Source organism: Spirillospora sp. NPDC049024 (genome assembly GCF_040649235.1).
Lineage (GTDB): Bacteria > Actinomycetota > Actinomycetes > Streptosporangiales > Streptosporangiaceae > Spirillospora.
Genome location: NZ_JBEZFD010000008.1, coordinates 58,596 through 78,776 on the forward strand (window position 1 = coordinate 58,596; position 20,181 = coordinate 78,776).

Consider the following 20,181-nt stretch of genomic DNA (forward strand, 5'->3'; position numbering starts at 1 on the left):
AGTGTTGGTTCCTTCCGCTGTGCGGAAAACGGCTTGGCTGGTGGGCCAACGTTGGGGTGTGGCGGTCGGTGTCATGTGCCTGCGGGCGGGGCCGCGTTGCCGGTCGGTGGTCGGTGGTCGGTGGAGGTGCGTGCGAGTGGTCCTCGCGGGCCCGGCGGTGTGGTGCTGTGGTGGGCTCGTTCGCGTGGTCGTTTTGGGCAGGTCAGGGGGTGAGGTGTAGGGCGCGGCGGAGGGCGTTGGTGCGGTCGGCGAGCATGCGGTTTGTGATGGTGGCGGCTGTGATCATCGTGGAGCCGTGGAAGGTGCCTGGGTAGTGGTGGACCTCCGTGGGGACGCCTGCCTGGATCAGGCGTTGGGCGTAGGTCAGGGCCTCGTCGCGTAGCGGGTCGAACTCGCAGGCCGTGATGTAGGCGGGCGGTAGACCGGACAGGTCGGCGGCTCGGGCGGGTGCCGCGTACGGGGAGACGGCTTCGGTGCCGCGGACACCCTTGCCCAGGTAGTAATCCCAGCTCAGTTCGGCGTTGGGGCGGTGCCAGATCGGCGTGTCGGTGAAGGTGCGCATGGAAGGCGTGTCTAGGCGGTCGTCCAGTTCAGGGACGCTGAGGAGTTGGAAGCACAGCGGGGGACCGCCCCGGTCCCGGGCTAGCAGGGCGACGGCCGCGGAGAGTCCGCCGCCCGCGCTCTCGCCGCCCACCGCCAGCCGGTCAGGGGCGATGCCGAGATCGGTGGCGTGCGCCGCCGTCCAGGTGAGGGCGGCGTAGCAGTCCTCGAGCCCGGCCGGGAAGGGGTGTTCGGGAGCGAGCCGGTACTCGACGGAGACCACCACGGCGCCGGCCTCTGCCGCGATGCGGGTCGCGTCGTCCTCGGACATGTCGATGCTGCCGAGGACGAATCCGCCCGGATGGAGGTAGACGAGGCCGGGAAGGACCCCCGCCCGGTCTGCCGGAGCGTAGACGCGGAGCGGGACGTCCGGGGCGCCCGGTGGTCCGGGGATGGTGATGTCGCGGGTCTCGACCGGTGCGGGAGGGACGTATTCCGGCATCCCGCCGAACATCTTCGCTTCGTCCCGGCGGGTCTGCTCGATGTCGGCGATCGACAGATCCGGGACCGTCTCGATCCACGGGAGGAGTTCCGGATCGTAGGCGTACGGCACCTCGGGGCTCCTTTCGGCGCGGTCCCACCAGTGTCGGCCGGTCCGCGCCCTTTGCCCAGCCGCCTTTTCCGGGGGTCGATCTGCGGTCGCTTCGGCGCGGCGGAGGTGGGGGGTTCGCGGGTCTGGCGGCGCTGGGGGCGGGAGTGCGTGTTCGTTCTCACCGATCTGTTATTGCCAGACTGATCATCCGTAGGCAGCCTCTGAGGTATGGGAGACGCCGACGCCACCGTCCTTGTCCGGGCTCCCGCCGACCCCCGCGGTGAGGGGAGGCGGCGATGAGCTTCTCCGAGTACCTCGCCGAACGCTGGCCCACGATCGCCCGGATGGCGGGCGAGCACGCCGAGGTCGTCCTGATCGCCGTCGGGATCGCGGCGGTGGTCGGGATCGGGCTCGGTATCGCGGTCGAGGGGCGGCCGCGGGCGCGGGGGCTGGCCCTCGGCGTCACCGGCACCATGCTCACCGTCCCGTCGCTCGCCCTGTTCGGGCTGCTCATCCCGGTGTTCGGGCTGGGCCTGGCGCCCACCGTCACCGCGCTGGCGCTGTACGCTGTGTTCCCGATCCTGCGCAACACGATCACCGGCCTGGACGGCGTGCCGAGCGCCGTCGAGGAGGCGGCGCGGGGGATGGGGATGGGGCCGCTGAGCCGGATGCTGCGGGTCAGGCTGCCGCTGGCCTGGCCGGTCGTGCTCACCGGCGTCCGGGTCGCCACGATCATGACCGTGGCGATCGCGGCGATCGCCGCCGCCGTGGCCGGGCCGGGGCTCGGCGAGCTGATCTTCGGCGGGCTGGCCCGCATCGGCGGCGCCAACGCGCTGAACGACACCCTCGCAGGCACGCTCGGCGTCGCCGTCCTGGCGCTCGTCCTGGACGCGCTGTTCCTCCTGCTGTCCCGGCTCACCACCCCCAGGGGGCTGCGATGACCGAACCCGCCGCGACCGAGACCGCGCAGGCCGCCCCGCCCGGACGGGAGATGATCCGGCTGGAGGGCGTCACCAAGCGGTATCCGGGGCAGGACGCCCCGGCCGTCGACGACCTCACGCTCAGCGTCCGGGACGGGGAGATCGTCGTGCTGCTGGGCCCGTCCGGCTGCGGCAAGACGACCACGCTGCGCCTGGTCAACCGGTTGATCGAGCCGACCGCGGGACGCATCCTGCTCGACGGGGAGGACGTCACCCGGGCCGACCCCGACCGGCTGCGCCGCCGCATCGGCTACGTGATCCAGCAGGTCGGGCTGTTCCCGCACATGACGATCGCCGCGAACGTCGGACTCATCCCGCGCACGCTCGGCTGGGACAAGGGGCGCGTCCGCTCTCGCGTCGACGAGCTGCTCGACATGGTCGGCCTCGACCCGGGCACCTACCGCGGCCGGTATCCGAAGGAGCTGTCCGGCGGGCAGCAGCAGCGCGTGGGGGTCGCCCGCGCCCTCGCCGCCGACCCGCCCGCGATGCTGATGGACGAGCCGTTCGGCGCCCTCGACCCGATCACGCGGGAGCGCCTGCAGGACGCGTTCCTGGAGCTCCAGGCCCGGATCGGCAAGACGATCGTGCTGGTCACCCACGACCTCACCGAGGCGCTCAAGCTCGGGGACCGGATCGCGATCCTCGGACAGGGGGCGAAGCTGGTGCAGTACGACACGCCCGCGGCGATCCTCGCGGAGCCGGCCGACGGGTTCGTCAGGGAGTTCGTCGGGGCGGGCGCCGCGATGCGGCGGCTGCGGCTCGTCGAGGTCGGCTCGATCGAGCTGCGGCCCGCCGCCGAAGGCGCCGCGGGCGCGACCGTCCGCGCGGACCAGTCCCTGTACGAGGCCCTCGACGCGATGCTCCGCGCCGGGGCCGAGACCGCGACCGTCCTGGACGGGGACGGCCGCCCCGCCGGCGCCGTCTCGTGGTCGGCGATCGTCCGGCAGGCCCCGGAGCGGCGGCGATGACCGTCACGGCGGTGCCGGAGCGGACGAGGCCCGGCGACGAGGCCGGCGGACGCTCCCTCGCCGGGCTCCTCGTCACCCCCGTCTTCCTCGCCGTGGTGTCGGCGGCGCTCTACCTCTACGTGCGCGGCCTCGACCTCGACGCGATCGAGCGCCGCTCCCTCGACCGGACCGAGATCACCCACCAGTTCCTCCGGCACATCGCGCTGGTCGCGGTGTCGACGGCGCTCGTCCTGGCGATCGCGATCCCGCTCGGCGTGCTGCTGACCCGGCCGCGGCTGGACCGGCTGGCGGCGCCGTTCCTCGCGCTCGCCAACGTGGGCCAGGCCGTCCCGTCCATCGGGGTCCTCGTCCTGCTCGCCGTGACGGTGGGCATCGGCTTCCAGAAGGCGGTGATCGCGCTCATCCTCGTGTCGGCCCTGCCGGTGCTGCGCAACACGATGGTCGGCCTGCGGGGCGTCGACCGGTCGCTCGTCGAGGCGGGGCGCGGCATCGGCCTGTCCAGGGCGGCGGTCCTGTTCCGCGTCGAGCTGCCGCTCGCCGTCCCGGTGATCCTCGCCAGCGTCCGGGTCGCGGTGATCCTCAACGTGGGCAGCGCGACGCTGGCCGCGTTCACCAACGCGGGCGGGCTCGGCGACCTCATCAACACCGGCATCTCCCTCAACCGGACCCCGATCCTGCTCACCGGAAGCGTCCTGACCGCCGTGCTCGCGATGGCCGCCGACTGGCTGGTCGGCATCGTCGAGTTCGTCCTGCGCCCCCGCGGCCTCTGAACCCCCGAGGAGAGTCACCATGCGCATGCTCCCCGCCGCCGCGTCCCTCGCCGCCGTCGCCCTGACCGCCGGATGCTTCAGCTCGACCGGAACCGACGCCAAGGCCGGGAGCCTGGCCAAGGGCGCCTCGCTGAAGGGCGTCACCCTGACCGTCGGGTCCAAGGAGTTCACCGAGCAGCTCGTCCTCTGCCAGGTGACCGCGCTCGCGCTGCGCTCGGCGGGCGCGACCGTCAAGGAGAAGTGCGGGCTCCAGGGCAGCAACACGACCCGGGCCGCGCTGACGTCCGGCAGCATCGACACGTACTGGGAGTACACGGGAACCGCCTGGATCAACTACCTCAAGCAGACCGAGCCGATCGGCGACCCGGCCGGGCAGTACGCGGCCGTCGCCGAGCAGGACCTCGCGAAGAACAAGGTGAGGTGGCTGGCCGCCGCGCCCGCCAACAACACCTACGCCATCGCGGTGAAGACGACGACCATGCGGCGGCTCGGGATAGCGGACCTGTCGGGTTACGCGCGGCTGGCGAAGAGCGACCCGTCGAAGGCGTCCACATGCGTGGCGAGCGAGTTCGCGGGACGCAGCGACGGCTGGCCCGGCCTGCAGAAGGCCTACGGGTTCAGCCTGCCGAAGTCGGCCGTGGCGACCCTGGCCGAGGGCGCCATCTACGACGCCGTCGGCAAGGGCGAGCCGTGCGCCTTCGGCGAGGTCGCCACCACCGACGGGCGCATCAAGGCGCTCGGCCTGACCCCGGTGCCGGACGACAGGAAGTTCTTCCCCGTCTACAACCCCGCCCTCACCGTCCGGGAGTCCGTCTACAAGGACGCGCCCGCCATCGGCAAGATCGTGAACCCGATCGCCGCGGTGCTCACCGACTCGGTGCTCCAGGAGCTCAACGGCGAGGTCGACATCAAGGGCAAGCAGCCGGAGGAGGTCGCCGAGAGCTGGCTGAAGTCCAAGGGGTTCATCGGCGGTTAGCCGGTGGTCGGGGCGGCGCGCTGCCGCCCCGACCACCCGGTCAGGCCGTCACACCATGTACTGGTCGTGGCGCCGGTACAGGTCCGTCCACTCCTCGTCGCTCAGCTGCCGGCCGGTCGCGGCGATCTCCGCGAGCTCCTCGAAGTAGGCCTCGCGGGGAGCGCCCGGCGTGAAGAGCAGCAGCATCGCCGCCGGCTCGCCCGACTCGTTGCGGAACGCGTGCACGCCGCCCTCGGGGACGAACAGGAAGTCGCCGGCCGAGGTGTCCTTCCAGCCCGTCCCGTCGTACAGCCGGACCGTCCCCGAAAGGATGTAGAACGACTCGGTGATGGTCCGGTGGAAGTGCGGGCTCGGGCCGGAGGGCTTCGGCCCCATCTCCCACCGGTAGAGGCCGAACGCGCCGTTCGTCGAGCCGCCCGTGCCCAGGTAGTGCACTCGCGTCCCGCGGTGGACGCCGTCGTCGTCGGCCGCGCCCATGAGCAGGTCGGGCGCGGCCCCGGCGGGACGGAACGCTCCACTGTTCTCGCCGTCGCCGAAGTAGCGGGCGTCGGGATAGGTCATGGCTACACCACCAGGTTCAACAGGAGGACGAACACGAGGCCGCTCACCGAGATGAGGGTCTCCATGATCGACCATGTCCTGATGTTCTGCCCCACCGACAGCCCGAAGTACTCCTTGACCAGCCAGAAGCCCGCGTCGTTGACGTGGGAGAAGAACAGCGAGCCGGCCCCGATCGCGAGGACGAGCAGCGAGGTCTCGCCGCTGTCGAGCGTGGTGACCAGCGGCGCGAGGATCCCGGCCGCGGTGACGGTGGCGACGGTCGCCGACCCGGTGGCGAGCCGGATGAGGACGGCGACCAGCCACGCCAGGAAGAGCACCGACATGCCGCTGTCCTTGACCCAGTCGGCGACCAGTTCGCCGATCCCGGTGTCGACGAGCGTCTGCTTGAAGCCGCCGCCCGCGGCGACGATCAGCAGCGGGCCGGCGATGGGCGGCAGCGACCCGGCCAGCGAGGAGGCGATCGCGTCCCGGTCCATGCCCGAGCCGCGCCCGAAGGTGAACATGGCGACGACGACCGCGATGAGCAGCGCGACCAGCGGGGTGCCGAGGTTGTCCAGGACGGTGCGGACCTGGCCGCCCTCGTCCAGGGTGATGTCGGCGATGGCCTTGCCCAGCATCAGCACGACCGGGAGCAGCACGGTGAGCAGGGTGACCGGGAAGGACGGGCGCCGCCGCGGCTTGACCTTCATGACGGCTTCGTCGTCGGCGTCGCGTTCGTCCGCGGTCTTGCGCTCGTCCGCGCCGGTGACGTAGAGCTCCGGCGCGGGGACGTCGACCCAGCGGGCCGCGTACCGGGCGAAGACCGGGCCGGACAGCGCGATGGTCGGCAGCGCGACGAGGATGCCGAGGCCGAGGGTGAGGCCGAGGTCGGCCTTGAGGGCGTCGATCGCGACGAGCGGCCCGGGGTGCGGCGGGACGAGCCCGTGCATCGCCGACAGGCCCGCCAGCGCCGGGATCCCGACCGCCACGATCGACATCTGGGCGCGGCGCGCGACCAGCACGATGACCGGCACCAGCAGGACCAGCCCGATCTCGAAGAACATCGGCAGCCCGATGAGCGCGCCGACGAGCGCCATCGCCCACGGCAGGAACCGGCGCCCGGTGCGCCCGATGATCGTGTCGACGATCTGGTCCGCGCCGCCGGAGTCCGCCAGCAGCTTGCCGAACATGGCGCCGAACGCGATCAGCGCGCCGACCCCGGCGGCGGTGTCGCCGAACCCCTTGACGAAGGCGTCGATGGTGTCGGCGACCGGCAGCCCCGCGACGAGGCCGACCAGCAGCGAGCCGAGCGTGAGACTCAGGAACGGGTGCACCTTGAAGTAGGTGATCAGTACGACGATCAGCGCGATGCCGGCGAGCGCGGCCGGCACGAGCCTCCCGCTCGACGCCGCCGGCGCCGCGGCCAGCACGATCGGGTGCATGGGTCATCCTCCTGGGAGCCGGAGAGAACGATGATGGTCGCCCGAGTGTCGCGGCTATAACCTGCCGTTAACAAGGGATAGAGCCGTAAAATCGTATCTTTGTCGGCATCTAACCCTGTTTCATGTGATGATTGGCGCATGGTGGAGACCCCGCCGGCGGGCCTGCACGGCAGCGTCCTCGACCGGCTCGGCATGCTGATCACGTCCGGCGCCCTGCCCGCGGGCGAGGTGCTGCGGATCGAGCAGCTGGAGGCGCGGTTCGCGGTGTCCCGGTCGGTGGTCCGGGAGGCGATCCGCGTCCTGGAGTCGATGGGCATGGTCACGAGCCGCCGCCGGGTCGGCGTCACGGTCGCCCCGCGCTCGGCCTGGAACCTCTTCGACCCCCAGATCATCGGCTGGCGGCTCGACGGCGACGGCCGGGACGAGCAGCTGCGCTCCCTCGGCGAGCTGCGCCGCGGCCTGGAGCCGGTGGCCGCCGCGCTGGCCGCCCGCCGCGCGACGCCGGCGCAGTGCGGCGCGCTGACCGGCGCGGTCATGGAGATGGCGGTGCACGGCAGGTCCGGCGATCTGGAGGCCTACCTGGACGCGGACATCCGCTTCCACCGGACGCTCCTGGAGGCGTCCGGCAACGAGATGATGGGCGCGCTGAGCGGCGTGGTCGCCGCCGTCCTGGCGGGCCGCACCCACCACGACCTGATGCCCGCGCACCCCGAGCCCGCCGCGATCCGCTGGCACGCCGAGGTGGCGCAGGCGGTGCAGGCCGGGGACGCCGAGGCCGCCGAACGCGCCATGCGCGACATCGTCGAGGAGGCGACCCGGGCGATGCTCGAGCCGGGCTGACCGGTCAGAACAGCGTCGGAGGCTCCGCCGGGACGGGCTCGGGCAGCGGCTCCAGCCCGGGCACGCGGGCCCGCACCTCGTCGTGGAAGCGGCGGGCGAGTGCGAGCGCGTCGGCGTTGTCGGGCGTGTGGACGAACACGGTGGGGGAGCGCCCCTCGGCCAGCCATCCGGCGACCCGGTCGACCCAGAACCGCCAGCCCTCGACGGTGCTCTCGGTGTCGTCGCGGCCGAGGTAGCGGACGATGGGACGGTCGGTGAGCGCCGCCGCCCGGCGCGGTACCCGCGGCTTCTTCGTCCAGGCGTCCCGCTCGGCGTCGCTGGTCGGACGGCTCCGGAAGAACGCGGTCGTGTCGAACGGGACCCATTCGGCGCCGGCCCGGGTCAGCACCCGTTCGAGGTCGCGCGCGGACCCCGCGTCCTCGAAGAACGCGCGGTGGCGCACCTCGACGGCGTAGGCGTGCGCCGCGGGCAGCCCGCGCAGGAACGCCGCCAGCGTCCCGAGGTCACCGGGGCCGAACGAGCCGGGGAGCTGGATCCACAGCGCGTGCGCCCGCGGCCCGAGCGGCTCGATCGCGTGCAGGAACGCCCGCAGCTCCTCACCGCCCCCGGCGAGCCGCCGCTCGTGCGTGATCGTCTTCGGCAGCTTGAGCACGAACCGGAAGTCGGGACCGGTCTGCTCCGCCCACGACTCCACGGTGCCGCGCTCGGGCGTCGCGTAGAAGGTGGTGTTGCCCTCCACCGCGTTGCACCAGCTCGCATAGGCGCGCAGCCGCTCGCCCGGAGGCAGCGACGGCGGGACGAACCGCCCCTGCCACCGCGCGTGGGCCCACATCGCGCACCCCACATGAAGCCGCATGCCCCGACGCTACCGGTGATCCGGCCCGCCGAGGGATCCCCGGCCGCCCCGGGCGTCAAGGAGCGGAGCGCCGGTCGGCGGCCGGGAGGAAGCGGCTGACCGTCATCGCGGCGGCGATGGCCCCCGCGGCCGTGGCCCAGGCGATCGGATCCAGGGGGATGCAGCCGAAGAAGCCGCTGACGCCCGGCGTCTGGACGATGACCGCCAGGAGCGCCGCCGAGCCGAGCGCGCTGAGGAGGACGGCGCGGTCGTTGTGGCCCGCCTTGAGCGTCTGGGCGAGCTGGGTGCCGATGAGGGCGACCAGGCCGATGGTGCGGGCGCGGACGGCCGGGCCGGTGAAGCGGCCCGCCAGCCAGCCGGTCAGCGCGCCGAGCGTGGTCACCGCCGCGCGGTGCGCGATGTCGTGGGTCAGGGCGGAGCCGAGCGAGGTCTCCGGGCCTTCCGACAGCAGCACCGTGCTGGTCTCCTCGGTCGGGACGCGGACGGCGACGGCCAGGGCGGGAGCCAGGTCCGTGAGCAGGTTCATCAGCAGCATCTGGCGGGCCGACAGCGGGGCGCGGCCGGTCAGCAGCGAGCCGAGCAGCGTGAAGGCGATCTCGCCGAGGTTGCCGCCGACCAGGATGGCGAGGGCCTCGCGGACCGACGCCCACATGGCGCGCCCCTCCACGAGCGCGGAGACGATGGTCTCCAGCCGGTCGTCGGCGACGATGAGGTCCGCGGACGCCTGCGCCGCGGCCGTGCCGCGCCGGCCGAGCGCGATGCCCACGTCGGCGAGGCGGATGCCGGCCGCGTCGTTGGCGCCGTCGCCCGTCATCGCGACGATGCGGCCCCGACCGCGCAGGGCGCGCACGACGCGGACCTTGTGGACGGGAGTGCACCGGGCGACGACGTCCACGCCGATCAGGGCCTCCGACAGGGCGTCGTCGTCGAGCCGGTCGATCTCGTCGGCGGTGATGACGCGGTGCTCGACGCTGTCGCCGGCGACCTGGGCGGCGATCGCCGCGGCGGTCGCCGGGTGGTCGCCGGTGAGCATGATGATCTGGACGCCGGCGGCGCGCAGCTCGGCGACCGCGGGCGCGGCGGTCGCGCGGACGGTGTCGGCGAGTCCGAGCAGCCCGAGGAAGGTCATGCCCGTCACCTCGTCCTCGCCGACCGTCTCGGCGCCGCCCGGCATGCGGCGCTCGGCGACGGCGAGGACGCGGTGGCCGCTGGACGCGAGCCGCTCGACGCGCGTGCGCACGCGCCGCCGGGTCTCGCGGTCCAGTTCGCCGTCCGGCGTGCGGGCGCAGAGCGGGAGCACGACCTCCGGGGCGCCCTTGACGAACACCGTCGGCTCCCCGCCGAACGAGCCGAGGGTCGCGTGGAACGCCCGCGACGGCTCGAACGGCATGCTGTGGACCTGCTTCCACGCCCCGCCGAAGTCGCGGTCCACGCCCGCCTTCGCGGCGCCCTCGTCCACGGCGGCGTCGGTGACGTGGCTGTGCCGCCCGTTGGCGGGCAGCGGTGTGGCGCGCAGGGCGGCGGCCAGGACGCCGCGGAGCGCCTCGTCCGGCCGGCCGGCGTCCCCCTCGTGGCGGTGGTCGGCGATGCCGGCGAGCGTGATGCGGCCCTCGGTCAGGGTGCCGGTCTTGTCGAAGCACAGCACGTCGACCCGGCCGAGCGTCTCGATGGTGCGCGGGTCGCGGACGTAGATCCCCCGGTCGGCGAGCCGCCGGATCGCGGCCACCTGCGCGGCGCTGACCAGCAGCGGGAGCCCCTCCGGGACGGACGCGACGGCCAGGTTGACGCCCTCGGACAGCGCGCGGCGCAGCGGTCCGCCGCGCAGCAGGCCCGAGGTGACGACGCCGAGGGCCGCGCCGAGCGCCATCGGCGTGGTCGCCTCGGTGATCTGCTTGAGGCGGGCCTCCACGCCGCTGGTGGTGGGACCCGACGCCAGCGAGGCGGCCATGGCCCGCCCGCTCTCGGTGGCGTCGCCGAGCGCGACGACCACGGCGGTGCAGTCACCGGCGGCGACCGAGGTGCCCTCGTAGAGCATGCAGCGGCGCTCGGCGACGTGCCGGGTCAGGGTCGGCGCGGTGTCCTTGGACACCGGGAGGGACTCGCCGGTGAGGGACGACTCGTCGGCCTCCAGCCCGTGCGCGGTGACGATCCGGCAGTCGGCCGGGACGGCGTCCCCCGCGGCGAGCACCAGGACGTCGCCCCGGACGAGGTCCTCCGCCGGCACCCGGGTCTCCGCACCGTCCCGCAGGACGCGGACGGGCCCGCCGGACCGGGCCGAGATCCCCGCGATGATCTCGTTGGCGGAGACCCGCTGCCGCCCGCCCACCAGGCCGGACAGGCCGATGGTCGCGGCGACGAGCGCGGCGTCGGCCGGCGAGCCGACCGCCGCCGCGCCGGCCGCGCCCGCGGCCAGCACCGCCGTCAGGGGGTTGGCCAGTTCCTGGAGCACGGCTCGCAGCAGCGGCCGGCCTCCCTCTTCGCGTTCCGGTCCGCGCATGCCGCGCTCGCGCGCCTGGTCGCCGGACAGGCCGCCCGGACGGCTGTCCAGCCGGTCCAGCACCGCCTCCACGGGCATGGCGTGCCAGGGCGTGGACGCCAGCGGCGGCGCCGGAACGTGCCGCATCACCTCGCGGGCCGTCCAGGCGCCGTGGACCATGCCCAGGGCCGCCGCGCCGTTGACGGCCGCCAGCGCGCGGTCCGCCGCCTTTCCGGGCGGCCCGGTGAGGGCGAGCAGCGCGGCCACTCCCGTGCCCGACCACGCGAGCGTGACGCCCCGCTCGCTGACGCGGCGCGCGGCGGCGACCGCCGCGACGACGTACGCGGCCGCGGCCGGGTCCCGCAGGACCATCAGGTGCGCGCCCCACGGCGGCGCACCGTCCGTCCGGACCGCCACGCCGATGTCGGCCGCGGCGAGAGCCTCCGGATCGCCCGAGACCAGCAGGACGCACGCCCCGTCCTGCTGCAGTCCGTGGACGGAGGCGGCGAGGTCCGCGCCGCCGGGGGCGGTGGCGTCCGGGGGGATCGGCAGTTCGACGCCGGAACCGGCCAGCACGATCGTCGCGCCGGCCTCGCGCGCGGCGGTCACCAGGGCGTTCGTCTCATCCCGCAGGGAGCGGCGCATGCGGATGAAGGCGCGCGGCCGTCCGTCCTCGGCCAGGACCAGCACCGGCCCCGGACCGCGGAGGAGTTCCCGGCCCTCGGCCGGGACCCTCCGGCCGGCCGGCACGCTCCCGACCGGGCCGAGGGACCATCCGTCCGCCTCCCGGACCTCGTCCGGCGCCCTGAGGTCGAACAGCGCGTGGACGCGTTCGGACACCTCGGCCTCCGACGTGTCCGCGAGCACGGCGACCTCGTCCACCACCAGGTCGCCGGCCTGGAGGGCGCCGGCGTCCAGCACCACCGTGTCGATCCGGTCCAGGCGGCGCAGCGCCCTCGGATCGAGGGCCAGCACCCCCTGCCCGGCCAGCCGGGTCGCGAGCTCGGCCGCGAAGACCTCGCGCGCGGCGTGGGGCGCCTTCGGCACCGCGGAGACGCCGACGTCCAGCGCGCGGCGCCCGCTTCCGGTCAGGAGCCCGCCGAGCGCGATCCCGCCGAGGCCGAAGGCGAGCATCCGGCGCGCGTGCCGCTCCGGCGGCCCGTCGGGCAGCTCGCGTGCGGGCCCGCCGGGGGCGGCGGTGGAGGCGGCCCGCTCGGGGGCGCCGGTCAGCTCCTCCTCGGCGAGCCGCCACAGCCGGCCGGTGGCGGCGGCCTCGCGGCACTGCCACAGCCGCTGCGCCGCGTCCACGGCGAGGCCCGCCCCGCTGGACGTCAGCGCCTGCACGGCGGCCTGGGTCAGCGGGAGCCAGCGCTCGATCGGCGCGCCCGGCACGGCCCGCTCCAGGATTCCGCGCAGGAGGGGCACCGTGTCCGCGAACGCCACCAGCCCCGAGAGCTCGGACGGCAGCAGAGCCCGCCCGAGCGCCCGCTGCGCCCCCGTGATCGTGAGCCCCACCAGGTCGGCGCCGAGGGCCATCGCCGCGGGCGGCGCCGCGGATCCGCCCAGAACGGGCACCTCGCCCTCCAACGCCTCGTCCAGCGCCTCGACGACCTCCAGGACGGTCTCCGGTGAGACCTCGTCGGACACGTGGACGATCAACCGTCCCAGGGCCGCGTTGACGCGCGCCCAGTGCACGGAGGGAAGTCCTTCGACGGCGTGCTCCAGGGCTTTCGCCTCGGACCGCCTTTCCGCCCTGTGCAGGTGCCGCAGCTCGATGTGCAGCCGCTCGGGGTACCGGTGGACGGTCCGCGCCGGCCGGAGGGCCCGCCCCACCATGCCTTCGACTCCGCCGAGGACACGTCCCGCCCGCCGGATCGGGACGGACGCCGCCCGGACCCCGAGAGCCCCCGTCCGGACGCCCAGAGCCCCCGCGTGGTCCGCCGCGGCGACGACGGTCTCTCCGCCGGGGAGGGCGGCCGCCGCCGCCAGTCCGCGGCGCAGGAAGTCAAGGGCCATGACGCAGCCCTAACCCCTCAAACGGGGCCTAAGCGCGTATCAAAACCTGTTTGCGGAAGTTCACCGCTCACGTGACCTGGTCGGGAGGGAGCGCGGCGGCCAGGCGGGCGCGCAGGACGGGCATCCGGTCGGGGGCGGCGGCGAAGGTCGTGGGCGGCCCCTCCTCCGCCAGGATCTGGAGGAGGATCGCCAGCTGGCGCGGCTCCTCCTCGGCCAGCAGCTCGTCGGCGCGCGCCACGGTGAAGGCGGGCCGGTCGAGGTCGCGCAGGCAGTCCAGGAACGCGTCCCAGTTGCGGCCGAAGTAGGCGGGGAAGCCGAGGGCCCGCGCCGCCTCCCGGAAGAAGGCGGCGCGGGTCCGGCAGTCGTGCCCGTCGACGGCGGCCCGCACCGGGTCACTGGTCAGCGTCAACCAGGGCGGCGGTGAGGTCATCGGACGGGTCCCGTTCTAGGAGATCTTGTAGAAGTTCGAGTAGTGGTCCGGGGAGAAGTAGACGGCGCCGGTGCTGCCGTGGACGATCCGGTAGGCGTCGCGCGAGGCGCCCTTGTTCCGCGAGTACACGTCGTACTCGTGGTAGGTGGCGCTGGAGGGGAGCTGGCCGTCGTAGTTGTGGTAGACGCCGCCGGTGTAGTTGTACAGGCCGTCCGGCCAGGAATACCAGCCCGAGGTGGCCGGCCACCCCTTCCCGGCCCACACCGAGGCGGCGTAGCGGCCGTCGGAGCAGCGTGAGATCGTGCAGGATCCGTAGACCGTCGCGCTTGCCGGGACGTTGGCGGTGACGCCCGTCGCGCACGTCGCGGCCACCAGGGTGGCGGCGGCTCGTTTCGTCCAGGACGGCCGGGAGCGCTGCTTGAGCACAGGTACCTCCTACGAACGAGTGAGTCCCCGGAGGGGACGATTCCCTCGGACCCGGCGCTCCCGGGACCGGGGGCGAACGCCGCCATGATGACCTTGCTCATGGGCGTAGTCGATACAAAGCCGCCAAGTTTCTATGAATAGCTCGTGATCGCCCAAATTCGGATTCAAGGAACGAAGCGGACGAAAGCGATCGTCCGCTGCCGGATCAGCGCAGCTCCTGGATGCGGACCAGGTTGCCCGCCGGGTCGCGGAAGGCGCAGTCGCGGACTCCGTACGGCTGCTCGGTCGGCTCCTGGACGACCTCGGCCCCCGCGGCCCGGACCCGCCCGAAGGCGTCGTCGAGGTCGGGGGTGGCGAACAGGATCCAGCCGTAGGTGCCCTTGGCCATCATCTCGGCGATGACGCGGCGCTCGTCGTCGGTGACGCCGGGATCGGTGGCCGGCGGTGCCAGCAGGATCGAGGTGTCGGGCTGCTTGGGCGGGCCGACCGTGATCCAGCGCATCCTGCCGCCGCCGACGTCGCTGCGGACCTCGAAGCCGAGCGCGTCGCGGTAGAAGGCCACCGAGGCCTCCGGGTCGTCATGGGGGAGGAAGGTCGTGTGAATGGTGATGTCCATGCCGATCACGCTAGCCGCGGCTTCCTCGGCCGCGCCTCCCGACTCCGCACGGGTCTCGCCATGGGCCGCCCGGGTTTCGCCATGCGGCGGCCGGGACGGACGCCGCGGCCGGACGGCGCCCGCCGGGCGCTAGGTGCCGGCGAGCAGGCCCTGGCGGAGCCGCTTCAGGGTCTGGGCGAGGAGCCGGGAGACGTGCATCTGCGACATCCCCAGTTGCACGGCGATCTGGGACTGGGTCTTGTTGCCGAAGAACCGCAGCAGCACGATGGTGCGCTCGCGCTCGGGCAACCCGTCCAGCAGCGGCCGGAGCGCCTGGGCGTCGACGATGCCCTCCAGGTCGGGGTCGTCGGCGCCCAGGCTGTCGCCCAGCGTGCCCGGGTCGTCCTCCCCGGAGCCGCCGGCCGGGGCGTCCAGGGACAGCGGGCGGTAGGCCTCGCTGGCCACCAGCGCGTCGAGCGTCTCCTCCAGGCCGACGCCGAGCCGGTCGGCGAGTTCCGCGGCGGTGGGGGAGCGGCCGTGCGCCGCGGTGAAGTCGGTCATCGCCCGGTGCAGCCTCGGGCGCAGCTCCTGTATGCGGCGCGAGACCTTGACCCCCCAGGTCCGGTCGCGGAAGTGCCGGCGGACCTCCCCGGTGACCACCGGGTAGGCGTAGGCGAGGAAGCGGATGCCCCGGGTGGGGTCGAACCGGTTGATGGCGGAGACCAGGCCGACGAAGGCGGCCTGCTCCAGATCCTCCACCGGTTCGCCGCGGCCGGCGTAGCGGCGCGCGACGCTGCGCACGAGGGCGGTGTTGAGCGTGACGATCTCGGCGCGGAGCCGCTCGCGGACGGGATCGTCCGGGGCGAGGCGGTGCAGCCGCTCCAGGAGCTGATGGGTGCGCCGGTCGATCGATTCGCGTCGGTCCGCTGCCAATGATCGCCTCTTCCCGCGGCGCGCGGCGCACGACCTGTGAAGACGTCCTCGGGCGGGGGGAGGCGCCCGCGCGACCACCATGATCTTTGCATTGGGCAATAATCCGCCGCTGCGGTCCCTACCCGGTATCGGCGGGCTCACACGGCACGGCGGTCCCAGAAGCGGAGTGGCTCTCCGCCATGCGGCGACGAAGAGCCTTCCGGGCGTGACGGCCGAGCCGGGCCGCCCTGTCCGGCCAGGGCGGCCCGGCTCGGCCGGGGGAACTCTCCTGCGGGTTCTAGGGCGCGTGCCGATCGAGGAAGGCGCCGATCGCGCCGGCCACGGCCTCGGGGGCCTCCTCGGCCATGTGGTGGCCGGAGTCGACGGGGCGGCCGGTGACGTCGCCGGCCCAGTCCCGCCAGATCCGCACCGGATCGCCGTAGAGGTCCTCCAGGTCGTCGCGGGCGGACCACAGCACCAGCGTCGGGCACTGGACGCGGCGGCCGGCGCGGCGGTCGTCCTCGTCGTGGCGGCGGTCGATGCCCAGGCCGGCGCGGTAGTCCTCCAGCATGCCGTGCACGGTCGCCGGGTCGTGGATCGCCTCGCGGAAGTCGGCCCACGCCTCGGGGGCCATGTGCTCGTCCGTGGTGGTGTACCAGGCGCCGGGGTCGGCGCTGATGATCCGTTCCGCGGGCTTGTCCGTCTGCCCGAAGAACCACCAGTGCCACCACTCCGCCGCGAAGCGGGCGTCGCAGCGCTCCAGGTGCTCGACCACCGGCAGTCCGTCCATGGCGATCAGCGCGGTGGCCGCCGCCGGGTGGTCCATCGCCGTCCGGAACGCGACCAGCGCACCGCGGTCGTGCCCCGCGACGGCGAACTCGTCGTGGCCGAGCGCCCGCATCAGGACGACCATGTCCCCGGCCATCGCGCGCTTGGAGTAGGGGGTGTGGTCGGCGTCGGTCGGGGGCTTGGACGACTTCCCGTAGCCGCGCAGATCCGGGCACACCACGCTGTGCCGCTCTGCGAGGAGGGGAGCGACCTTGTGCCAGGTGGCATGCGTCCGGGGATGACCGTGCAGCAGCAGCACGGGCGTTCCCGCCCCGCCGTGCCGCACTCGAAGCGTGACCTCACCGACGTCGACATGGTCCAGTGCGAAGCCGTCGAAGAACATCACCGCGCACTACCCGCGCCGCCTTCCGCCAACCCGGCCTCCGGGGCGGGCCAGGCGGTGCGGCGCGGGGGTCAGTGGCGGGTCGGGAGGCGGACGACGGTGACGAAGAAGTCGTCGATCTGGCGGATGGCCTTGATGAACTGGTCGAAGTCCACGGGCTTGGTGACGTAGGCGTTGGCGTGCAGCTTGTAGCTGCGCAGGATGTCCTCCTCGGCCGACGACGTGGTCAGCACCACCACCGGGATGGAGGCGAGCTCCGGGTCGGTCTTGATCTCTTCGAGGACCTCCCGCCCGTCGCGCTTGGGCAGGTTGAGGTCGAGGAGGACCAGGTCGGGGCGGGGCGCGTCCGGGTGGTCCCCGCGCCTGTAGAGGTAGTCCAGGGCCTCCGCGCCGTCGCGGACGACGTGCAGGGTGTTGCCGACCTTGTTGTGCTCGAAGGCCTCGCGGGTCATGAGTTCGTCACCGGGGTCGTCTTCGACCAGCAGGACGGTGATGGGCTGGACGGCGGTGCTGGTCACGAACTGGCTCCTTGGAGGTCGGTGGTCGGGGACGGAACGCCGGCGTCCGGCGCTGCGGTGTCGGAACTGGCGCTGTCGGACGCGGCGGCGCCGGACACCGCGTCGGCGGGCCGGTCGGACTGCTCGGGCTCTTCGGGCCGTTCCTCGACCGGGAGGGTGAAGTGGAAGCGGGAGCCCTCCGCGCGGTCGGGATCGAGCCAGATCCGGCCGCCGTGGTACTCGACGATCTTCTTGCACAGCGCCAGGCCGATGCCCGTGCCGGCGTAGGCCTCGCGGCTGTGCAGCCGCTGGAAGATGACGAAGATCTTGTCGGCGTACTCGCCGGGGATGCCGATCCCGTTGTCGGTGACGGTCAGGTGCCAGAACCCGTCCTCCCGCTCGCACGTGACGCGGACGACCGCGTCGCGGTCGGGGGAGCGGAACTTGACCGCGTTGCCGAGCAGGTTCTGCCACAGCATGACCATGAGCGTCGGGTCCGCGGTGACCTGCGGAAGGTTTTCCGGCCTCTCGATCCGGGCGCCGGCCTCGGCGACGGCGTCGTCGAGGTTGGCCAGCGCCTGGTCGAGCGGCTCGTCCAGCGCGAGCGTCCGCTGGTGCTGGTGCAGCCGGCCGACCCGGGAGAAGGTCAGCAGATCGTTGATCAGGACCTGCATCCGCTTGGCGCCGTCCACCGCGAAGGCGATGTACTGGTGGCCCCGCTCGTCGAGCTGGTCGGCGCAGCGGCGCTCCAGCAGCTGGCAGAACGAGGCGACCTTGCGCAGCGGTTCCTGGAGGTCGTGGCTGGCGACATAGGCGAACTGCTCCAGCTCGGCGTTGGAGCGGCGCAGCTCGACGGTCTGCGCGTCCAGTTCCGCGGTCTGCCGCTGGAGCAGGCGCTCGCGCTCGGTGGACTGGTCCAGCGCCATCGTGATCCGGCCGCGCATCGCCTCCACCGCGTGGGCCACCTCGCGCACGTCGGCGGGGCCGTGCGCGCCGATGACATGGGTGAAGTCGCCGTCGGCGACCCGCCGCGAGGCGGTGCTGAGCATGCGCAGCGGCCGGTCCACGGCGTAGTGCAGCAGGGCCGCCAGCAGCGCCGCGGTCGCCAGCAGCGCGAGGAACAGGGACGTCAGCGTCCAGTCCCGCACCGCGCGGGTGTGCCGGAGATCGGTGCGGCTCTCGGCGCGGACCTGGGCCAGGTGGCGGTTCTGGACCGTCCAGGTGGCGCGGACCGTGTCGAAGGACGACTTGCCGCGCGCCGCGGTGGCGGCCGCCTCCACGCCGGGCCCCCGCTCGTCGACCTGGGCGACCACGACGGCGCCGTAGTCGCGGCGCCACACGCCGATCGCCCGCTGGAGCGCGTCGATGTCGGCGCGCAGCCCGGGCTCGTCGGCCAGCAGCCGCCGCAGCCGGGCGAGGGACTCCTGCTCGGTGGCCACCCCGTCGGTGTAGGGCCGCAGGAACTGCCGGTCGCCCACCAGGGCGTAGCCCCGCACGCCGGTCTCCTGGTTCAGCATGGCCATCTGCAGCCGGCTCGCCTCGACCTGCGCCGGTGCGATCCGGTCCACCAGCCGGTCGGAGGCCCGCGCGGTCTCCTCCAGCAGGTTGTGGACCACCACGGCGCCGGTGACGGTGAGCCCGACGATCAGCAGCGCGGCCAGCATGAACCATGCCCGGACGGTCGGTCCGCGCCGCGGCGGGGGGCCCTTCGCCGGCGCCGGTGCGGCGGAACCGGCGGGTTCGCCCGGCTCGGTGTCCTGCACCGTCAGGGGCGGTGTGCTCATGCGGGAGTCCATCCAAGGTGTATGACGGCGACGTCGTCGTCCAGGCCCCCGTGCTGGAGCGAGGCCGCCTCGACGTCGGTGATCAGTGTGTCGACGAAGTCGTCGGGGGAGCGTTCGCGGTGGCCCTGGGCGAGCCGGAGCAGGCCGGTCAGGTCCAGGCGCCGGCCGCCGGCGTCGATCTGGCCTTCGAACAGGCCGTCGGTGAACAGGACGAGGGAGGAGCCGGGCGGCAGCGGGACCTCGTGCTCGCGCCAGGTGCCGAGTCCGGGCACCATGCCCACGCCCAGCCCGCCCGGGGGCTCGACCAGCCGGACCTCGCCGCGCCCGTGCAGCAGGAACCCGGGGTGCCCGGCGCGCACGACCTGTGCCACCGGGCGGTCGGGGAACAGGGTCGCCGTGGTGAGGGTGACGAACATCTCCGAGCCGCCGTCCTCCCCGGCGAGCAGCTCTTCGAGCAGCTCGACGACCCGGGCCCCGCGGGTCCCGGCCAGCACGAACGACCGCCACGCCACCCGCAGGCTGACGCCCAGGGCGGCGGAGGCGGGACCGTGTCCGGCCACGTCCCCGATCACGGCGTGCACCAGGCCGTCGCCGGTCTCCACCACGTCGTAGAAGTCGCCGCCCAGCAGGGAGTGCGCCCGTCCGGGCCGGTAGCGCGCGACGACCCGCAGCCGCGGGTTGGACACCCTCGGGCGCGGCAGCAGCCCGCGCTCCAGCCGGGCGTTCTCCTGGGCCCGCATCTGCTCGACCTGCAGCGCCGCGACCGCCTGCTGGACCTGGCGCCGCTGCACCGCGTAGCGGATCGCCCGCCCGAGCCGGTCCGACTCGAGCTGGTCCTTGGACAGGTAGTCCTGCGCGCCGGCGGCCAGGGCGGCGGTCCCCGCCTGCGACTCCGCGAGCCCGGTCAGCACCACCACCGCGGCGCCGGGCGCCCACTCCAGCACCTGCCGGAGCACCGCCAGGCCCTGCGACTCGCCCAGGTTCAGGTCGAGCAGCACGCAGTCGGGCTCGGGCTTCGCGGACAGCGGGCCCCGCGCCTCGGGAAGGGAGCGCACCCACTGCAGGGACGCCCGCAGCCCGGTGTCGGCCAGCGTGTCCTCCACCAGGATCGCGTCGGCGGAGTCGTCCTCGACCAGCAGCACCCGCAGCGGCCCCAGCTCCGGCCCGCCGTCGGCGGCGCCGTCCACCGGGACCGGTACGCGCGGCCCGGGCAGCGCGGGAGGGGTCGCCTCGAGACCGGTCGCCTCAAGACCGTGCGCCATCAGTCCGTCCACCACCTCTTCCCCCTCCGCCCCGCCGGTGCCGCGCCGATAGTAGTTGCCTTATGGCAAATATGCATCCGCGGCACACCGCGCTCCGGCCCGTCCGCC

General features: G+C 73.8%; 18 protein-coding genes. 5 read left to right on the plus strand and 13 right to left on the minus strand.

From position 1 onward, the window contains the following. Nucleotides 1-202: 202 nt before the first annotated feature. Nucleotides 203-1,153, minus strand: a complete 951-nt coding sequence (locus AB0C21_RS16725; RefSeq protein WP_500205010.1) for an alpha/beta hydrolase — start codon at nt 1,151-1,153, stop codon at nt 203-205. A gap of 275 nt (nt 1,154-1,428) precedes the next feature. Between AB0C21_RS16725 and AB0C21_RS16730 the strand changes: the two genes are divergently transcribed. From AB0C21_RS16730 to AB0C21_RS16745, 4 genes are read left to right on the plus strand one after another with little or no spacing between them, the layout of a single operon-like run. Continuing rightward, nucleotides 1,429-2,073: an ABC transporter permease gene (locus tag AB0C21_RS16730; protein WP_500205011.1), complete on the plus strand. Its 645-nt coding sequence runs from the start codon at nt 1,429-1,431 to the stop codon at nt 2,071-2,073. Further along, nucleotides 2,070-3,080, plus strand: coding sequence for an ABC transporter ATP-binding protein (locus tag AB0C21_RS16735; RefSeq protein WP_500205012.1), 1,011 nt, complete (start codon nt 2,070-2,072; stop codon nt 3,078-3,080). The genes AB0C21_RS16730 and AB0C21_RS16735 overlap by 4 nt, the downstream gene beginning before the upstream one ends. After that, nucleotides 3,077-3,850, plus strand: coding sequence for an ABC transporter permease (locus AB0C21_RS16740; RefSeq protein ID WP_500205013.1), 774 nt, complete (start codon nt 3,077-3,079; stop codon nt 3,848-3,850). The genes AB0C21_RS16735 and AB0C21_RS16740 overlap by 4 nt, the downstream gene beginning before the upstream one ends. A 19-nt stretch (nt 3,851-3,869) precedes the next feature. Next, a complete protein-coding gene (locus AB0C21_RS16745; protein WP_500205014.1) occupies nt 3,870-4,826 on the plus strand; it encodes a glycine betaine ABC transporter substrate-binding protein in 957 nt (318 codons plus the stop codon). A 48-nt stretch (nt 4,827-4,874) separates the two neighbouring features. Here AB0C21_RS16745 and AB0C21_RS16750 read toward each other — a convergent pair whose 3' ends face one another. Both AB0C21_RS16750 and AB0C21_RS16755 read right to left on the minus strand, forming a co-directional pair. Next, on the minus strand, nt 4,875-5,387 hold the full coding sequence (locus AB0C21_RS16750) for a cupin domain-containing protein (RefSeq protein WP_500205015.1): 513 nt from the start codon (nt 5,385-5,387) through the stop codon (nt 4,875-4,877). A 2-nt stretch (nt 5,388-5,389) separates the two neighbouring features. Continuing rightward, the gene (locus AB0C21_RS16755) at nt 5,390-6,808 is read right to left on the minus strand and encodes a GntP family permease (protein ID WP_500205016.1); all 1,419 of its coding nucleotides are present in this window, start codon (nt 6,806-6,808) and stop codon (nt 5,390-5,392) included. A gap of 138 nt (nt 6,809-6,946) precedes the next feature. Between AB0C21_RS16755 and AB0C21_RS16760 the strand changes: the two genes are divergently transcribed. After that, nucleotides 6,947-7,648, plus strand: coding sequence for a FadR/GntR family transcriptional regulator (locus AB0C21_RS16760; RefSeq protein WP_149257088.1), 702 nt, complete (start codon nt 6,947-6,949; stop codon nt 7,646-7,648). A 4-nt stretch (nt 7,649-7,652) separates the two neighbouring features. Here AB0C21_RS16760 and AB0C21_RS16765 read toward each other — a convergent pair whose 3' ends face one another. The 10 genes from AB0C21_RS16765 to AB0C21_RS16810 form a co-directional block, all read right to left on the minus strand. Next, complete coding sequence (locus AB0C21_RS16765; protein ID WP_500205017.1) at nt 7,653-8,504, minus strand: DUF72 domain-containing protein; 852 nt, start codon at nt 8,502-8,504, stop codon at nt 7,653-7,655. 55 nt (nt 8,505-8,559) lie between these two features. Next, entirely contained in the window at nt 8,560-12,996 is a 4,437-nt protein-coding gene (locus AB0C21_RS16770; protein ID WP_500205018.1) for a cation-translocating P-type ATPase, read from the minus strand. 67 nt (nt 12,997-13,063) lie between these two features. Continuing rightward, nucleotides 13,064-13,426 carry a barstar family protein gene (locus AB0C21_RS16775; protein ID WP_149257085.1) on the minus strand — a complete coding sequence of 121 codons (363 nt, stop codon included), beginning with the start codon at nt 13,424-13,426 and terminating at the stop codon, nt 13,064-13,066. Between the two features lie 15 nt (nt 13,427-13,441). Further along, on the minus strand, nt 13,442-13,852 hold the full coding sequence (locus AB0C21_RS16780) for a ribonuclease domain-containing protein (protein WP_149257084.1): 411 nt from the start codon (nt 13,850-13,852) through the stop codon (nt 13,442-13,444). A gap of 205 nt (nt 13,853-14,057) precedes the next feature. Further along, nucleotides 14,058-14,468, minus strand: coding sequence for a VOC family protein (locus tag AB0C21_RS16785; protein WP_500205019.1), 411 nt, complete (start codon nt 14,466-14,468; stop codon nt 14,058-14,060). A gap of 129 nt (nt 14,469-14,597) precedes the next feature. Continuing rightward, a complete protein-coding gene (locus tag AB0C21_RS16790) occupies nt 14,598-15,380 on the minus strand; it encodes an RNA polymerase sigma factor SigF (RefSeq protein WP_500205020.1) in 783 nt (260 codons plus the stop codon). Between the two features lie 277 nt (nt 15,381-15,657). Next, nucleotides 15,658-16,530 carry an alpha/beta fold hydrolase gene (locus tag AB0C21_RS16795; RefSeq protein ID WP_500205021.1) on the minus strand — a complete coding sequence of 291 codons (873 nt, stop codon included), beginning with the start codon at nt 16,528-16,530 and terminating at the stop codon, nt 15,658-15,660. Between the two features lie 71 nt (nt 16,531-16,601). After that, on the minus strand, nt 16,602-17,048 hold the full coding sequence (locus AB0C21_RS16800; protein WP_149257080.1) for a response regulator: 447 nt from the start codon (nt 17,046-17,048) through the stop codon (nt 16,602-16,604). Continuing rightward, nucleotides 17,045-18,811, minus strand: coding sequence for a sensor histidine kinase (locus tag AB0C21_RS16805; RefSeq protein WP_500205022.1), 1,767 nt, complete (start codon nt 18,809-18,811; stop codon nt 17,045-17,047). The genes AB0C21_RS16800 and AB0C21_RS16805 overlap by 4 nt, the downstream gene beginning before the upstream one ends. Next, nucleotides 18,808-20,085 (minus strand): PP2C family protein-serine/threonine phosphatase, encoded by a 1,278-nt coding sequence (locus AB0C21_RS16810; RefSeq protein ID WP_500205023.1) that lies wholly within the window; start codon nt 20,083-20,085, stop codon nt 18,808-18,810. The genes AB0C21_RS16805 and AB0C21_RS16810 overlap by 4 nt, the downstream gene beginning before the upstream one ends. Between the last annotated feature and the right edge of the window lie 96 nt (nt 20,086-20,181).

Bases quoted from the DNA above. Each gene is read 5' to 3' on its own strand.
- AB0C21_RS16730 (WP_500205011.1), top strand. From the start codon at position 1,429: ATGAGCTTCTCCGAGTACCTCGCCGAACGCTGGCCCACGATCGCCCGG.
- AB0C21_RS16735 (WP_500205012.1), top strand. From the start codon at position 2,070: ATGACCGAACCCGCCGCGACCGAGACCGCGCAGGCCGCCCCGCCCGGA.
- AB0C21_RS16740 (WP_500205013.1), top strand. From the start codon at position 3,077: ATGACCGTCACGGCGGTGCCGGAGCGGACGAGGCCCGGCGACGAGGCC.
- AB0C21_RS16745 (WP_500205014.1), top strand. From the start codon at position 3,870: ATGCGCATGCTCCCCGCCGCCGCGTCCCTCGCCGCCGTCGCCCTGACC.
- AB0C21_RS16750 (WP_500205015.1), bottom strand. From the start codon at position 5,387: ATGACCTATCCCGACGCCCGCTACTTCGGCGACGGCGAGAACAGTGGA.
- AB0C21_RS16755 (WP_500205016.1), bottom strand. From the start codon at position 6,808: ATGCACCCGATCGTGCTGGCCGCGGCGCCGGCGGCGTCGAGCGGGAGG.
- AB0C21_RS16760 (WP_149257088.1), top strand. From the start codon at position 6,947: ATGGTGGAGACCCCGCCGGCGGGCCTGCACGGCAGCGTCCTCGACCGG.
- AB0C21_RS16765 (WP_500205017.1), bottom strand. From the start codon at position 8,504: ATGCGGCTTCATGTGGGGTGCGCGATGTGGGCCCACGCGCGGTGGCAG.
- AB0C21_RS16770 (WP_500205018.1), bottom strand. From the start codon at position 12,996: ATGGCCCTTGACTTCCTGCGCCGCGGACTGGCGGCGGCGGCCGCCCTC.
- AB0C21_RS16775 (WP_149257085.1), bottom strand. From the start codon at position 13,426: ATGACCTCACCGCCGCCCTGGTTGACGCTGACCAGTGACCCGGTGCGG.
- AB0C21_RS16785 (WP_500205019.1), bottom strand. From the start codon at position 14,468: ATGGACATCACCATTCACACGACCTTCCTCCCCCATGACGACCCGGAG.
- AB0C21_RS16795 (WP_500205021.1), bottom strand. From the start codon at position 16,530: ATGTTCTTCGACGGCTTCGCACTGGACCATGTCGACGTCGGTGAGGTC.
- AB0C21_RS16805 (WP_500205022.1), bottom strand. From the start codon at position 18,811: ATGAGCACACCGCCCCTGACGGTGCAGGACACCGAGCCGGGCGAACCC.